Source organism: Enterobacter cloacae complex sp. 370H10, from assembly GCF_050031535.1.
Taxonomy (GTDB): domain Bacteria; phylum Pseudomonadota; class Gammaproteobacteria; order Enterobacterales; family Enterobacteriaceae; genus Enterobacter; species Enterobacter intestinihominis.
Window position 1 is genome coordinate 1398111 of sequence record NZ_JBLGWG010000001.1, and the last position, 16144, is coordinate 1414254.

Here is a 16144-nt window from a genome sequence, read left to right on the forward strand (position 1 = left end):
TTGCTTTTTTGCTGAGTAGAATTCAGTCCGCCCGGTTGCGGAGAATCTGAATCACAAGGAATGAGCGCAGGTGTTCACAGGCAACAGCCTGTAAAATAGCGTTTTTCAGGATAACCTGTAAGCAGATGCGCCAGAAGTCGAAGGACTACCGGGCGTTAAAGAGATGAAAGTCAAAACAGTTTCGGTGGGCAAACATCATGATATGTGTTGTCCGCCTTATATGGGGCATTAAACGATTATTGTTTTCCATGTTCATTTTCCTTTCAGTAATTGAAAGCACGGTCATTTTATCCAGGGAAAAGGGATTAACTGTGAAACAGATCACCAATAACCGATCATTTCAGAAATAATTAGTCGTTTTGAGTGAATAACGCAGATCAAAATGCTGTTTTGTTGGTTTGGTGTTAAATTGGTGTTCTAATTATGTTTAGTGAGGGCGAATATAGGCATGAAAATAAACTCATCGTTATTTTCATGGCTATATTAAGGCTGGTGTGTTTTATATTTAAAATTAAAGTGAATACTTATTCAGATCATAAACCGATATCCGATACCGGTTTCTGTTAATAAATGACGAGGACGCGCGGGATCGGCTTCAAGTTTCTGGCGAAGGTGTCCCATATAAATGCGTAAATAGTGACTATGTTCGACAGCATTCGGTCCCCAGACCTGGCTTAACAGCTGTCGCTGCGTTAACACTTTTCCGTGGTTACTGAGCAACACGGCCAGCAGACGAAACTCGATAGGCGTAAGGTGGATCTCTTCTTCCCCTCGCACGATGCGGCGGGCGGCAAGATCGACGCGGATATCGCCAAAGACGTACACCGGTTCAGAAGGGGACGTGGCACTGTGTCGACGCAGCGCCACACGAAGCCGGGCCTGTAACTCGCCAATGCCAAACGGTTTGATCAGATAATCATCCGCTCCGGCATCCAGCGCGGCGATTTTATCCGTCTCTTCGGTGCGGGCAGAGAGCACCAGAATGGGCATCTGGCTCCACTGACGCACCTCACGAATAAAATCGATGCCGTCGCCATCCGGAAGTCCCAGATCCAGGATCACCAGATCTGGCTTGCGGGTGGCGGCTTCAATTAACCCCCGTTGAAGCGTTCCGGCTTCATGAACGCGCAAACCGTCGCCTTCCAGCGCGGTACGCAGAAATCGGCTGATAGCGAGCTCATCTTCAACAATCAGAACGTTAATCACAAATCCTCTGGTAATTCATCAAGTTCTGGTGGAGTTTCAAGAGGAAGTGTAACACAAAAGCGTGCCCCACCTTCCGGGCGGTTCTCTGCGGAAATGGTGCCGCCATGCACGTCAACAATCGCCTGGCAGATCGCCAGCCCCAGCCCGACGCCCGGAATGGCAGATTCCTTATTACCGCGCGCAAATTTTTCGAATATGGCGCGCTCCTGGCCGGCCGGAATACCCGGCCCGGTATCCCAGACATCGAGCCGCAGCACACGTTTATCTACCCTGGCAGCAATCCCCAGCCGGGCCTTTGCCCCGGCGTATTTAGCGGCATTTTCCAGAAGATTAATCAGCACGCGCTCAAACAGCGGGCCATCCACATGGATTAACGTCAGGGGTTCCGGCATGTCCAGCTCGATATGGCGCCCGCCGAGACCCGGCTCCAGCATCTTCAGCGCACTGCCGACAACCTCCTCAAGGGTGAGCCACTCTTTTTTGAGGTTAAACCCGCCGGACTGAATGCGCGCCATGTCCAGCAGGTTGTTCACCAGACGCGTGGTATTTAGCACGTGCTGACGAATTTCGCTGGCCTGCATCGCATGTTTTGATCCCTCCGCCGCCAGATCCAGCGTCAGAATTTCGGACTGGCCAAACAGCACGGTAAGCGGGGTGCGCAAATCGTGAGACAGCGCTGCCAGCAGCGAATTGCGAATACTTTCGCGCTCGCTTGCCAGCCGCGCCTGCTCTTCGCTGGCGGTGAGCGCCAGCCGTTCAAGGGCGCTGGCGACCAGCAGGGTGAAGGTTTCCAGCAGGCGCTGCTGCTCGGGGATCATCAGCTGACGCAGGTTAGACGGCTCGACGATGACCAGCCCGTGATTTTTATCCGCGCTGCGCAGCGGCAGGATCTGGTAAGGCACCCCGGGCAGAGTGTCGGTGCCGGCACCGGCAGGTAAACCCTTATCAAAGCTCCAGCGGGCAATCGCTTCATCCCAGGGCGTCATCCCCGAAGGGGAGGTCAGCGGGCGAAGGCGCCCCTGCTCGTCGGGGAGCAAAATCAGGTTACTGGCATGAAAGGTCGAACGGATAAACTGCTCGCTGGTCTGGACGATATCCTGCTGCGTGCGGCCGACCGCCAGCGATTTTGACATCTCATACAGATGGCGGGTGCGCTGCTCGCGATAGCGGGCAATGCGTGCCTGGTAGCGCACGCCTGCCGTCAGATTCCCGATCACCAGCCCGACGGTAAGCATCACGGCAAAGGTCAGAATGTACTGCACGTCCGAGACAGCAAGCGTCCCGCGCGGAGCGATAAAAAAGAGGTCGAAGCTGATGACGTTGATCACCGTTGCCAGCACCGACGGCCAGCGGCCATAAAAGAGCGCGACCACAACGACGCCCAGCAGATAAATCATGACCAGATTGGCGGCATCGAAGGCGATTAGCCACTGGCTGGCAATCACCGTAATCAGGGCGCAAAGGACCACGGCCACGAGGCAGCCCCGGATCTGGACGCGCCATTTATCGCCAAAGGTGCGTGCGTCCGGCGTACGGCCGGGCAGGGGGGCGGGCTTGTCATCCAGCGCGACGATGACTAAATCCAGATCCGGCGCGCGGCGTGCCAGCCTGTCGGCAAAAGATTCGCGGCTAAACCAGCGGCGATGCTGGCGACGTCCAATGACAATCTTGCCCAGGTTATGCTCGCGCGCGTAGCGCAGAATGGCTTTATCTTCCTGCGGATCGGACAGGGTTGCGGTTTCGGCACCCAGCTCCTGCGCCAGCCGCAGCGCACTCAAAATGGCGCGACGCTGATTTTCCGGCAGGCCGTGAAGCTGTGGCGTTTCGACATACACCGCGTGCCAGACGCTGCCAAACTTCGCCGCAAGCCGGGCGGCGGTGCGGACCAGTTTTTCATTGCCGCTGCCGTGACCAATGCATAACAGAATGGCGTCACGCGTGTGCCAGACGCGCTCCCGCCCCTGCAGGTCTCGCCAGGCTCGCATCTGGTCATCCACGCGATCGGCGGTGCGGCGCAGGGCCAGCTCGCGCAGGGCAATCAGGTTTCCTTTGCGGAAAAAATGTTCGATGGCGCGTTCGGCCTGGCCGGCAATATACACCTTGCCTTCGTGCAGGCGCTGGCGCAGATCGTCCGGCGGCAGGTCAACCAGTACGACTTCATCAGCAGAATCAAAAAACGGATCGGGGACGGTTTCCCGCACCTGGATACCGGTTACCCCGCTTACCACGTCGTTCAGGCTTTCCAGATGCTGAACATTCACCGTGGTGAAGACGTCGATGCCGGCTTCAAGCAGTTCCTCAACATCCTGCCAGCGCTTCGGGTGGCGTGAGCCAGGCGCGTTGCTGTGCGCCAGTTCGTCCATCAGGATCAGCGCGGGGCGGCGGGCGAGGGCGGCATCAAGATCGAACTCCGTCACCAGCCGACCGCGATGGCTGATACGCTGGGGCGGCTGCGTCGCCAGCCCCGTCAGCAGCGCCGCCGTCTCTTTGCGACCGTGGGTTTCCACCACGCCGATGAGAATATCAAGCCCCTGCGCCCGAAGCCGCTGGGCTTCCGTCAGCATGGCGAAGGTTTTCCCGACGCCCGCGCAGGCGCCGAAGAAAATTTTCAGCTTGCCGCGGTGGACTTCAGCCGTTTGTTCAAGCAGCCTGTCCGGATCCGGGCGCATGGGCTCTTCGGTCATTTAGTTCTTCCTTAGCGCATCCAGCGCCAGATTCAGCTCAACAATGTTCACTACCGGCATGCCGATGAAGCTGACCAGCGGCTTTTGCGTATGTTCTGCAACCAGCTGGCTCACCTGCTCGACGGTCAGCTGACGGGCGGCGGCCACGCGTGGGATCTGCCACGCCGCTGCGTCCGGCGTCAGGCTGTAATCCAGCCCGCTCGCGGAGGCGGTGACCAGCTCAACCGGCACCTCACGGCTGGCCTGCGGATTCGCGGCGCGCAGGGCGGCAACGCGTTCAGCAACGGCTTTGTCCAGGTCAGGATTACTGCCAGCCAGATTGCTGCCGCCGGAGGCCATTGGATTATACGGGCTTTCCGCAGTGGCGGAAGGGCGTCCCTGGAAGTAGCGCGGGTCCGTAAAGTTTTGCCCAATCAGACGCGAGCCACGGTTTTCACCGTTCTGGATAATCAGCGAGCCGTTGGCCTGGTCCTCAAACCACCACTGGCCCAGCGCGGTTGTCATCAGCGGGTAAAGCCCGCCGGTAATCAGAGACAGCAGAATAAACAACAGTATAGCGGGACGTAACATCGTCATGAGATTCACCTTTTAAACCAGCCCGAACAGCGTTAACAACATGTCGATAACCTTGATCCCAATAAAGGGCACCACCAGCCCACCCAGACCGTAAATCCACAGGTTACGGCGCAGCATGGCGGCGGCCGTCAGTGGCTTATAGCTCACCCCTTTCAGCGCCAGCGGAATAAGAAAGACAATAATCAGCGCGTTGAAGATCACCGCGCTCAAAATGGCCGAGGCTGGAGAGTGCAGGTGCATCACATTCAGGGCATTCAGCTGCGGATAGGTTGCCGCAAAGGCCGCCGGGATTATGGCGAAATACTTCGCCACGTCGTTGGCGATACTGAACGTGGTCAGCGAGCCGCGCGTCATCAGCATCTGCTTCCCGATATGCACCACTTCGATCAGCTTGGTCGGGTTCGAGTCGAGATCGACCATGTTGCCCGCCTCTTTTGCCGCCTGCGTGCCGGAGTTCATCGCCACCGCCACGTCAGCCTGCGCCAGCGCCGGGGCGTCGTTGGTGCCGTCGCCGGTCATCGCCACCAGACGACCTTCCGCCTGATACTGGCGAATGAGCGCCAGCTTTGCTTCCGGTGTCGCTTCGGAAAGGAAATCATCCACGCCCGCTTCGGCGGCAATGGCCGCCGCAGTCAGACGGTTATCCCCGGTGATCATCACCGTTTTAATGCCCATCTTACGCATCTGGGCGAAACGCTCTTTTATACCGCCTTTAACGATATCCTTCAGGGCGATAACCCCCAGAACGCTTGCACCTTCCGCCACCACCAGCGGGGTTGCCCCCTGACGCGCTACGCTTTCCACCAGATGGTCGACTTCCGGAGGGAAATGTCCATTATTGGCTTCAATATGACGGCGAATGGCATCAACGGACCCTTTACGGATCATTCGGTCCTGAATGTTAATTCCACTCATGCGGGTTTGCGCCGTAAAGGGCACGAACGTGGCGTGCAGGCTTTGTACGTCGCGCTGGCGCAGGTTAAAGCGCTGCTTGGCGAGGATCACGATACTGCGACCTTCCGGCGTCTCATCGGCCAGCGAAGAAAGCTGCGCCGCGTCGGCCAGCGTTTTTTCATCCACGCCGGGAGCAGGTAAAAAGTCAGAGGCCTGACGATTACCCAGGGTGATGGTCCCGGTTTTATCCAGCAGCAGTACGTCTACGTCACCCGCCGCTTCAACGGCGCGTCCGCTGGTGGCGATGACGTTCGCGCCAAGCATACGGCTCATCCCCGCCACGCCAATCGCGGAAAGCAGGCCGCCGATAGTGGTGGGGATCAGACAGACCAGCAGGGCGATCAGTACGGTGATGCTGACCGCTGTACCGCCGTAGGCGGAGAAGGGCCACAGGGTCGCCGTTGCCAGCAGGAACACAATGGTGAGCGCCACCAGCAGAATGGTCAGGGCGATCTCGTTCGGCGTTTTACGACGCTGTGCGCCTTCCACCATGGCGATCATCCGGTCGAGAAAGGTTTCGCCCGGGTTAACGCTGCACTGGATCACCAGCCAGTCGGAAAGAATGCGCGTTCCGCCGGTAACTGAGGCGAAATCTCCGCCCGACTCACGGATCACGGGCGCGGATTCCCCGGTAATAGCGCTTTCGTCTACCGACGCGCCGCCCTCAATTACCTCCCCGTCGCAGGGGATGATGTCCCCGGCTTCCACCAGCACCACGTCACCTTTGCGCAGTTCATCCGCCGGAACGTGGTCCATCTGCGCGCCGTATTTAGGTTCGCGTAATTTGCGCGCAAAGGCGGTTTTTTTGACCCCTTTCAGACTGTTGGCCTGCGCCTTACTGCGGCCTTCCGCCAGCGCTTCGGCAAAGTTGGCGAACAGCACGGTAAACCACAGCCACAGGCTGATGGCGCCGGTAAAGGTTGCATTTCCTGAAAGGTGTCCCGTTCCCATGGCAATCGCCAGTGCGGTGGTGAGTAAACTTCCAGTCCAGACAATAAACATCACCGGGTTGTGCCACTGCACTCGCGGGCTCAGTTTTTTTACCGCATCCATGAGGGCCTGACGAACTAACGTCGGTTCGAGCAGGGCCAGTTGTTTACGACTCATGACAAATTCTCCGCAAAATCAGCGTAAAGAGAGATATTCCGCAACCGGGCCTAACGCGAGGGCGGGGATAAAGGTCAAGGCACCTACCAGCAGAACGGTGCCAATCAGCAGGCCGACGAACAGCGCGCCGTGAGTCGGTAACGTACCGGTAGTGGTCGGCTGGATCTTCTTATTCACCAGTGTTCCGGCGATCGCCATGACGGGAATAATCACGCCGAAACGACCGAAGAACATGCAGAACGCCAGCAGACAGTTCCAGAACGGTGAGTTGGCACTTAACCCTGCAAAGGCGCTGCCGTTGTTGTTTGCGGCAGACGAAACGGCGTAAAGCACTTCGCTAAAGCCGTGAATGCCCGGGTTAAAGATGCCGCTGCGCCCGGCGTCGGTCATCAGCGCCAGCGCGGTACCGAGCAGCACAAGGGCGGGGGTGACCAGGATTGCCAGCGCGGTTAATTTCATTTCGCGGACGTCGATTTTTTTGCCGAGATATTCCGGCGTGCGGCCGATCATCAGCCCGGCGATAAACACGGCGAGCAGAACGAACAACAGCATGCCGTACAGCCCCGAACCGACCCCACCGAAGACTACTTCGCCAATCTGCATCAGCCACATCGGGATCATGCCGCCAAGCGCGGTGAAAGAGTCGTGCATGGTGTTCACCGCCCCGCAGGAGGCCGCCGTGGTGACCACCGCATAGAGGCTGCTGGCAAGAATGCCGAAGCGGCTCTCTTTGCCTTCCAGGTTGATATTGCTGTTAGCCCCCAGCTGCATGAAGTGGCTGTTGCCGTTCCATTCGGCCCACATCACCAGTGCTACGCAGACCACGAAGATTAACGACATGGCCCACAGCAGCGTACGGCCCTGGCGGCGATCGTTAACCACATCGCCAAAGGCGAAGCAGAGCGCGGCGGGGATTAGGAAGATCGCCAGCATCTGTACAAAATTGGTTAATGCCGTTGGGTTTTCAAACGGATGCGATGAGTTGGCGTTGAAGAAGCCGCCCCCGTTGGTGCCCAGCATCTTGATTGCTTCCTGCGACGCCACTGGCCCCATTGGCAGGAGTTCCCTGCCCCCTTCAAGCGAGGTGTAAGGGGTATAAGGCAGCAGGTTTTGCAGAGTGCCTTGCTGTATAAAGAACAGGGCAATAATCAGCGCAACAGGCACCAGGATCCAAAGGGTGATGCGCGTGACATCAACCCACGCGTTGCCGAGCGTGCTGACATTCTGACGGGCAAACGCGCGCGTCAGGGCGAAGATCACCGCGATACCGCTGGCTGCAGACAGAAAGTTTTGCACGGTTAACCCGGCCATCTGGCTGAAGTAGCTGAGCGTGGTTTCACCGGCGTAAGACTGCCAGTTGGTATTGGTGACAAAGCTGACCGCCGTGTTCAGCGCCAGATGCCAGGATAAACCTGGTAACTGCTGCGGATTCAACGGCAAATTGCCCTGGAGCATGAGCAGCGTAAAGAGGGCAATAAGCCCCACGATATTCAGAAGCAGTATCGCCATCAGGTACTGGCCCCAGCTCATTTCGCGGTCGCTGATACCTGAAATGCGCCAGAGCACGTTTTCAATTTTTCGCGTACCCGGCAGTGGCACGTTGTTTATCAGCCGCGCCAGCGCTGTTCCCAGCGGCCTGGCGAGCACAAACAGCAGCAGTAAAAAGCTGGCAATAAGCAAAAACGCCTGAGCAGCCATCAGAATGCCTCCGCATTAATCAGGGCATAAATCAGATAACCCAATATCAGGAACACCAGCACGATGCCGGCAATCAGACCTGCACTCACACTCCACCTCCGGGTGACTTTTGTTGTTGTACAAACGGTAGGATTTGTGGCGCAAAGATTTCGCAAAAATCAGAAGGGCAGGTGTAAAAAAAGTATAAAAATGGGAAAGACCACAATTTAACTATTGTTAAGTAAATTGTTAACTTTTTTGTAACTTAATTACAGGCGTGAATGTAAATATTCACGAAATGGATGAAAATAAGTGGTCGGATGAGTAGTAAAATTACAAACAAAGCGGTATTATTTTAACCAGGTCACAGATTTCACATTTTCCGGAGACGGTTTCCGGCCAACTACAGGGGAGAAAAATATGGATCTTTATAAAGAGTATCCGGCTCATATCGTGTTCATGCGTCGCACTTTCGCCGTAGTGGCTGGCGTGCTGGCCCTGCCGGTGATGCTGTTCTGGAAAGATCGCGCACGTTTTTACAGCTATCTGCACCGCGTCTGGGCGAAAACCAGCGAAAAGCCGGTGTGGATGGAGCAGGCCGAGAAAGCAACCTGCGATTTCTACTGATACGGTGTGACATCGTAGCCATAAAAAAACCGCCTACAGCAAAGTGGCGGTTTTTTTGTCCCTCGGGATTCGCGGTCCGTTGGGTAATCTTGCAGCCCCTACCCGGGATTTTTATCATACCCTTCTTTAAAAAGTTCGCAATCCACTTCACCTTTATAAATTCCTAATTTTACTGAAATAACTTACTTTTGGCGTTGGTGTTAATTATGATGCCACGTCCCTTTCCGCCATCTCGCAAATGGGCATCGGTCCTGGGAAAGGTGTATCCATAGCCGTAAAGCAGCCCGCCTACCCGGGCTTGTGTCCACCGATTTATCACCGGTGGTGATAGGTGGAGCGGTTAGCAGCAGGGACCGCATAGTGAAACGCTATTTATGCATCGCGTTCATTGTCGCCAGCGCACTCGTTGTAAAGAGTGATAAACCGAATGTGTTTATTGCCTTTACCCCGATAGCGCAGGACAAGTAGCGTTAAGGCCGCCTCGGGCGGCCTTTTTTATTTCATCCCGTCTACACTTCATGGCAAAGTAGTTCAATGCGTGCCTTTTTCCTTTTACGGCATGCCCTTACGGACATAATGGACAATTGCCTGGAGTTTTATGCCCACCCATCTGGTTTGGTTTCGCGCGGATTTACGCATTCACGACAACTTCGCTCTCGCGGCCGCCTGCCGCGCTAAAGACGCGAATGTGCTGGCCCTGTTTATCGCCACGCCTGAACAGTGGCGGCAGCATGACATGGCGCCCCGGCAAGCGGCATTACTCAGCGCGTATCTGAATGACCTGCAACATTCACTGGCCGAAAAAGGCATTCCGCTGATCTATAAAGAGGCCCATGATTTTGCCGCACAGCTTGAGATGGTGCAGGCAATCTGTAAGCAGCACGCGGTAACGCGTCTTTTTTACAACTACCAGTATGAATTTAACGAGCAGCAGCGGGATCGTCAGCTGGAGAAAAACCTTACGGGCGTGGTCTGTGAAGGCTTTGATGACAGCGTGATGCTCGCACCGGGCAGCGTGATGACCGGCAGTCACGAAATGTATAAAGTTTTCACGCCGTTTAAAAATGCTTTTATCAAACGCCTGAAAGAGGGGCTGCCAGAATGCGTTCCCGCCCCGGCCATAAGAGGGGAAACGATAACGGATCTGCAGGACATCAGGCTGAATTATCCCCAGCAGTCGTTTGATGAAACGGTATTCCCCGCCAGCGAGAAAGCGGCTATCGCCCGGTTGCGTCAGTTCTGCGCGCAGGGGGCGGCGGATTACGAGGCGCGGCGGGATTTTCCAGCGATTGAAGGCACCAGCCGCCTGTCGGCCTGTTTAGCGCTGGGCGCGCTCTCCCCGCGCCAGTGTTTACATCGGCTACTGGCGGAACAGCCTCAGGCGGTAGACGGGGGGGCGGGCGCAGTGTGGCTGAACGAACTGATCTGGCGTGAGTTTTATCGCCATCTGATGACGTATCATCCTGATTTATGTAAACATCGCCCCTTCATTCGTTGGACCGATAAGGTACAGTGGCAGTCGAATGATAAGCTGCTGAAGGCATGGCAGCGTGGGCTCACCGGCTTCCCGATTGTTGATGCGGCTATGCGGCAGCTCAATGAAATCGGGTGGATGCATAACCGTCTGCGTATGATTACCGCCAGCTTCCTGGTAAAGGATCTGCTTATCGACTGGCGAACCGGAGAGCGTTATTTTATCTCTCAGCTGATCGATGGCGATCTGGCGGCAAATAACGGCGGCTGGCAGTGGGCGGCCTCCACCGGCACGGATGCGGCTCCCTATTTTCGGATCTTTAATCCGACCACGCAGGGACAACGATTTGACGTCGACGGCGAGTTTATCCGTCGCTGGCTGCCTGAACTTAAGGATGTCCCCGCCAAAGCCATTCATGAACCCTGGGCATGGGCGGATAAACAGCGTGTTACCCTGAACTATCCCCGTCCCATTGTCGACCATAAACAGGCGCGCGTCGCCACGCTGGCGGCGTATGAAGCAGCCCGAAAAGTTTGAGAGAATGATGATGAAAAACAGTGAACTGGAACGCCTGATTAACGAAAAACTCAACACCGCCTCGTTTAGCGACTACGGTCCGAATGGCTTACAGGTGGAGGGTCGCGAGACGGTGCAAAAAATCATCACCGGCGTAACGGCAAGCCAGGCGCTGCTGGATGAGGCGGTGCGTCAGGAAGCCGACGCGGTGATTGTCCATCACGGTTATTTCTGGAAAAACGAATCACCGATTATTCGCGGCATGAAGCGCAACCGTCTCAAAACGCTGCTGGCGAATGACATCAACCTGTACGGCTATCACCTGCCGCTCGATGCGCATCCTGAACTGGGGAATAACGTTCAGCTTGCGCAGCTGCTGGGGATAACCGTGATGGGCGAAATTGAACCCCTGGTGCCGTGGGGTGAACTGTCGATGCCGGTTCCGGGTCTGGAGCTGGCATCGTGGATCGAAGCACGCCTGGGGCGTCGTCCGCTGTGGTGCGGCGACACCGGGCCGGATACCGTGAAGCGCGTGGCATGGTGCACCGGCGGCGGCCAGGGCTTTATTGATAGCGCGGCGCGTTTCGGTGTCGACGCCTTCATTACCGGCGAGGTTTCCGAGCAGACCATTCACTCTGCCCGTGAACAAGGCCTGCATTTTTACGCGGCAGGCCATCACGCCACCGAGCGTGGCGGCATCCGCGCCCTCAGCGAGTGGCTGACGGAAAATACCGATCTGGATGTGACGTTTATTGATATCCCTAATCCGGCCTGATGAGAGGTAGTTAAGTGCAGCGAGCGCGTTGTTATCTTCTGGGTGAAACCGCAGTGGTTCTGGAGCTTGAGCCTCCGGTGACGCTTGCCACGCAAAAGCGTATCTGGCGTCTGGCTCAACGACTGCCCGAGCTACCTGGCGTGGTTGAAGCTATTCCGGGTATGAATAATATCACCGTGGTGCTGCGTGATCCGCACACGGGGGCGCTGGATGCCATTGAGCGCCTGCAACGCTGGTGGGAGGAGAGCGAGGCGCTGGAGCCGGAATCGCGGACGATTGAGATCCCGGTTGTCTATGGCGGCAAGGGAGGCCCCGACCTTGGCGTCGTGGCCGAACACTGTGGATTAACGGAGAAGCAGGTTGTGGAGCAGCATAGCTCAGTCGACTATGTCGTCTGGTTTTTGGGATTTCAGCCGGGTTTCCCCTATCTGGGCGGGTTATCGCCCCAGTTGCATACGCCGCGCCGGGCTGAGCCGCGCCTGAGCGTACCGGCGGGCAGCGTGGCGATTGGTGGCGAGCAAACGGGAATTTATCCACTCGCCTCGCCGGGAGGCTGGCAGCTTATCGGGCACACGTCCACGCCGTTATTTGAACCAGGCCAGGACGAGCCCATACTCCTGCGTCCGGGGGATACCCTGCGCTTTATCCCGCAAAAGGAGGGGATATGTTAACGCTTATTCGCGCAGGGCTTTACACCTCGGTACAGGATGCCGGGCGCTTTGGCCTGCGTCAGTCGGGCGTGAGCTACTGCGGTGCGCTTGATCGTCCCTCGCTGGAGATTGCCAACCTACTGGTAGGCAACGCCGGCAGCACGGCGGCGTTAGAAATTACGCTGGGTCAGTGCGTGATTGAGTTTGGTCAGGAAACCTGGTTTGCCTTAACCGGCGCGGGCTGTGACGCGACGCTGGACGGCAAAGCGGTGTGGACCGGCTGGCGCCTGCGGGCGAAAGCCGGACAGCGTCTGACGCTCAAGCGTCCTCTGCACGGCGTGCGCAGCTATCTTGCGGTGGCGGGAGGTATCGACGTGCCGGAGGTGCTGGGCTCATCCAGCACCGACCAGAAAGCGGGAATGGGCGGACATGAAGGACGGCTGCTGCGCGACGGCGATCGCCTGGCGATTAAGCCGTCAGCGCGCCATTTCACCACCACGCAGGGCGTGAAGCAGCTGTTGTGGGGGAACCTGATCCGCGCCCTGCCGGGGCCGGAATATCATGAGTTCGATGAGGCCTCAAAAGAGTCTTTCTGGCGCTCGCCATGGAAGATCAGCCCGCAGAGTAACCGCATGGGTTACCGGCTTCAGGGCCAGCCGCTGACCCGCACGACTGACCGGGAGCTGCTTTCCCATGGTCTGTTGCCGGGGGTGATTCAGGTGCCGGGCAACGGCCAGCCTATCGTACTGATGAACGATGCGCAAACCACGGGAGGATATCCGCGTATTGCCTGCATTATCGAAGCGGATCGCTACCATCTGGCGCAAATTCCTCTCGGTCAGCCAATTCATTTTGTGCAGTGTTCGCTGGAGGAGGCGCTGAAAGCCCGTCAGGATCAGCAGCGTTATCTCGAACAGCTGGCGTGGAGGCTCGATGGTAAAGATTGATTTAAACGCCGATCTGGGGGAGGGCAGCAGCGCCGATGCGGCGCTGATGACGCTGGTCTCCTCGGTGAATATCGCCTGTGGGTTTCATGCCGGCGATGCGCAGACCATGCTGGCGAGCGTGCGCAATGCCGTGAAAAACGGCGTGGCGATAGGCGCTCACCCCAGCTTTCCGGACCGGGAAAACTTTGGTCGCACGGCGATGGATCTGCCGCCTGAGACGGTTTACGCGCAAATGCTCTACCAGATCGGCGCCCTGGAGGCGATAGTGCGCGCTGAGAAGGGCGTGTTGCGTCACGTCAAGCCGCACGGCATGCTCTATAACCAGGCAGCGAAAGATCCGGCGCTGGCAGACGCCATTGCCCGCGCGGTACGGGACTGCAATCCGCGTCTGATTCTGGTTGGCCTGGCGGGCAGCGAGCTTATCCGTGCCGGCGAACGGCTGGGGCTGACTACGCGGCAGGAAGTGTTTGCCGATCGGGGATACCTGCCGGACGGTAGCCTGGTTCCGCGTACGCAGGCCGGTGCGCTGATCACCGACGAAGGTAAAGCGCTGGCGCAGACGCTGGAGATGGTGCGCTTCGGGCGAGTAACCTCAACGGAGGGTACAACGGCAAACGTTCAGGCTGATACGGTGTGCTTACACGGTGACGGCGAGCATGCGCTCCAGTTTGCACGACGCCTGCGGGCGGCGTTCTCGGAAGAGGGCATTGTTGTCAGCGCAGAATAATCATGAAAGGACAATAACATGCCAGAAGGTCCGGAGATCCGCCGCGCGGCGGATAGCCTGGAGGCGGCGATAAAGGGCAAACCTCTGACACACGTCTGGTTTGCCTTTCCTCAACTCAAACCGTTTGAAACAGAGCTGGTGGGACAGACGGTGACCCACATTGAAACGCGCGGCAAAGCGTTGCTCACCCACTTTTCCCATAACCTTACGTTATATAGCCACAATCAGCTTTACGGCGTCTGGCGGGTGGTAAAGGCGGACGAGCAGCCGCAAACGACCCGCGTGCTGCGAGTGCGGCTACAAACGGCGGATAAGGCGATCCTGCTCTACAGCGCTTCTGATATCGAAATGTTAACGCCGGAGCAGTTGCTCACGCACCCGTTCTTACAGCGGGTTGGGCCGGACGTGCTGGATATGCGCCTGATGGCAAGCGATGTGAAAGCCCGGCTGTTATCGCCCACATTCAGCAACCGGCAGTTTTCCGGGCTGTTGCTCGATCAGGCATTTCTGGCGGGGCTGGGAAACTACCTGCGGGTGGAGATCCTCTGGGAAGTGGGGCTGGCGCCGCAGCACAAAGCGTCGCAGCTAAACGATGAACAGCTGGAGGCGCTGTCCCACGCGTTGCTGGACATTCCCCGGCTGTCGTACAACACGCGCGGCGTGGTTGATGAGAACAAGCATCACGGGGCGCTGTTTCGCTTCAAGGTGTTTCATCGGGCGGGTAAAAAGTGCGAGCGGTGCGGCGGGGTGATTGAGAAGGCGACGATCTCTTCCAGGCCGTTTTACTGGTGTCCTGGGTGCCAGATGTAAAAAAGCCGGGTGGCGGCTACGCCTTACCCGGCCTACATCTCGCACTTGTAGGCCCGGCAAGCGAAGCGCCGCCGGGCGTGTTTTTTAGCGCTTAATATCAGACTTAAAGTCACGCTGCTCGTAGCCGGTATACAGCTGACGAGGACGGGCGATTTTCATGCCTTCGCTGTGCATTTCGTTCCAGTGCGCAATCCAGCCTACGGTACGCGCCATGGCAAAGATCACGGTGAACATGGAAGACGGAATGCCCATCGCTTTCAGGATGATACCGGAGTAGAAATCGACGTTCGGGTAGAGTTTCTTCTCGATGAAGTACGGGTCGTTCAGCGCGATGTGTTCCAGCTCCATCGCCACTTCCAGCAGATCATCTTTGGTGCCCAGCTCTTTCAGCACTTCGTGGCAGGTCTCACGCATAACGGTCGCGCGAGGGTCGTAGTTTTTGTAAACACGGTGACCGAAGCCCATCAGACGGAAGGAGTCATTCTTGTCTTTCGCGCGGCGCACGAACTCAGGAATGTGCTCAACGGAGCTGATCTCTTCCAGCATCTTCAGCGCTGCTTCGTTCGCGCCGCCGTGCGCCGGTCCCCACAGGGAGGCGATACCCGCAGCGATACAGGCGAACGGGTTCGCGCCGGAAGAGCCCGCGGTACGGACGGTAGAGGTCGAGGCGTTCTGTTCGTGGTCAGCGTGCAGGATCAGAATACGGTCCATCGCGCGTTCCAGCACCGGGTTCACTTCATACTCTTCACACGGCGTAGAGAACATCATGCGCAGGAAGTTACCTGCGTAGGAGAGGTCGTTGCGTGGATACACAAACGGCTGACCGATAGAGTATTTGTAACACATCGCCGCCATAGTAGGCATTTTGGACAGCAGACGGAACGCCGCGATATCACGGTGACGTGGGTTATTCACGTCCAGAGAATCGTGGTAGAACGCCGCCAGCGCACCGGTAATACCGCACATAACCGCCATCGGATGAGAGTCACGACGAAACGCATGGAACAGACGGGTAATCTGCTCATGGATCATGGTGTGACGGGTCACGGTGGTTTTAAATTCATCGTATTGAGCCTGCGTCGGTTTTTCGCCGTTCAGCAGGATGTAGCACACTTCCAGATAGTTGGATTCGGTGGCTAACTGATCGATGGGGAAGCCGCGATGGAGCAGGATACCTTCGTCACCGTCAATGTAGGTGATTTTGGATTCGCAAGATGCGGTAGAGGTGAATCCAGGGTCAAAGGTGAATACCCCTTTGGAACCCAGCGTACGGATATCAATAACATCCTGACCGAGCGTGCCTTTTAGCACATCCAGTTCAATAGCATCATCACCATTTAGGGTGAGTTTTGCCTTTGTATCAGCCATTTACGGTCTCCTTAGCGCCTTATGCTTAAGACTGCGCTTTACCGGA

Annotated in this window: 15 protein-coding genes; 7 read left to right on the plus strand and 8 right to left on the minus strand. The window is 57.1% G+C overall.

Annotated elements, in window-relative coordinates; genetic code table 11:
• Window positions 1-145: 145 nt before the first annotated feature.
• The 7 genes from speFL to kdpF form a co-directional block, all read right to left on the minus strand.
• Window positions 146-250: a leader peptide SpeFL gene (gene speFL, locus ACQG2Q_RS06790; RefSeq protein WP_003858645.1), complete on the minus strand. Its 105-nt coding sequence runs from the start codon at window positions 248-250 to the stop codon at window positions 146-148.
• Window positions 251-528: 278 nt separating this feature from the next.
• The gene (gene kdpE / locus ACQG2Q_RS06795; protein WP_063850200.1) at window positions 529-1206 is read right to left on the minus strand and encodes a two-component system response regulator KdpE; all 678 of its coding nucleotides are present in this window, start codon (window positions 1204-1206) and stop codon (window positions 529-531) included.
• Window positions 1203-3890, minus strand: coding sequence for a two-component system sensor histidine kinase KdpD (kdpD, locus tag ACQG2Q_RS06800; protein ID WP_063850199.1), 2688 nt, complete (start codon window positions 3888-3890; stop codon window positions 1203-1205). The genes kdpE and kdpD overlap by 4 nt, the downstream gene beginning before the upstream one ends.
• On the minus strand, window positions 3891-4466 hold the full coding sequence (gene kdpC, locus ACQG2Q_RS06805; RefSeq protein ID WP_022647452.1) for a potassium-transporting ATPase subunit KdpC: 576 nt from the start codon (window positions 4464-4466) through the stop codon (window positions 3891-3893). It lies immediately after the preceding gene.
• Between the two features lie 12 nt (window positions 4467-4478).
• Window positions 4479-6527, minus strand: coding sequence for a potassium-transporting ATPase subunit KdpB (kdpB, locus tag ACQG2Q_RS06810; protein ID WP_023305699.1), 2049 nt, complete (start codon window positions 6525-6527; stop codon window positions 4479-4481).
• A gap of 18 nt (window positions 6528-6545) precedes the next feature.
• The gene (gene kdpA, locus ACQG2Q_RS06815) at window positions 6546-8225 is read right to left on the minus strand and encodes a potassium-transporting ATPase subunit KdpA (RefSeq protein ID WP_063850197.1); all 1680 of its coding nucleotides are present in this window, start codon (window positions 8223-8225) and stop codon (window positions 6546-6548) included.
• Window positions 8225-8314, minus strand: coding sequence for a K(+)-transporting ATPase subunit F (gene kdpF, locus ACQG2Q_RS06820; protein ID WP_063850195.1), 90 nt, complete (start codon window positions 8312-8314; stop codon window positions 8225-8227). The genes kdpA and kdpF overlap by 1 nt, the downstream gene beginning before the upstream one ends.
• Window positions 8315-8624: 310 nt before the next feature.
• Here kdpF and ACQG2Q_RS06825 point away from each other — a divergent pair, with 310 nt between their 5' ends.
• From ACQG2Q_RS06825 to nei, 7 genes are all read left to right on the plus strand, one after another.
• Window positions 8625-8831, plus strand: a complete 207-nt coding sequence (locus tag ACQG2Q_RS06825) for a YbfA family protein (RefSeq protein WP_058645945.1) — start codon at window positions 8625-8627, stop codon at window positions 8829-8831.
• A 598-nt stretch (window positions 8832-9429) separates the two neighbouring features.
• On the plus strand, window positions 9430-10842 hold the full coding sequence (gene phrB / locus ACQG2Q_RS06830; protein ID WP_063850193.1) for a deoxyribodipyrimidine photo-lyase: 1413 nt from the start codon (window positions 9430-9432) through the stop codon (window positions 10840-10842).
• Window positions 10843-10852: 10 nt separating this feature from the next.
• Window positions 10853-11596: a type 2 GTP cyclohydrolase I gene (locus ACQG2Q_RS06835; protein ID WP_003858635.1), complete on the plus strand. Its 744-nt coding sequence runs from the start codon at window positions 10853-10855 to the stop codon at window positions 11594-11596.
• Between the two features lie 14 nt (window positions 11597-11610).
• Window positions 11611-12267 (plus strand): 5-oxoprolinase subunit PxpB, encoded by a 657-nt coding sequence (gene pxpB, locus ACQG2Q_RS06840; RefSeq protein WP_063850192.1) that lies wholly within the window; start codon window positions 11611-11613, stop codon window positions 12265-12267.
• Window positions 12261-13193, plus strand: a complete 933-nt coding sequence (gene pxpC / locus ACQG2Q_RS06845; protein ID WP_022647458.1) for a 5-oxoprolinase subunit PxpC — start codon at window positions 12261-12263, stop codon at window positions 13191-13193. Before pxpB ends, pxpC begins: the two co-directional genes overlap by 7 nt.
• Complete coding sequence (gene pxpA / locus ACQG2Q_RS06850) at window positions 13180-13920, plus strand: 5-oxoprolinase subunit PxpA (protein ID WP_058645943.1); 741 nt, start codon at window positions 13180-13182, stop codon at window positions 13918-13920. The genes pxpC and pxpA overlap by 14 nt, the downstream gene beginning before the upstream one ends.
• 18 nt (window positions 13921-13938) lie before the next feature.
• A complete protein-coding gene (gene nei / locus ACQG2Q_RS06855; RefSeq protein ID WP_096216950.1) occupies window positions 13939-14730 on the plus strand; it encodes an endonuclease VIII in 792 nt (263 codons plus the stop codon).
• An 84-nt stretch (window positions 14731-14814) separates the two neighbouring features.
• On the opposite strand, the gene ACQG2Q_RS06860 is transcribed toward nei, so the two are convergent.
• The gene (locus tag ACQG2Q_RS06860; RefSeq protein WP_006809584.1) at window positions 14815-16098 is read right to left on the minus strand and encodes a citrate synthase; all 1284 of its coding nucleotides are present in this window, start codon (window positions 16096-16098) and stop codon (window positions 14815-14817) included.
• Between the last annotated feature and the right edge of the window lie 46 nt (window positions 16099-16144).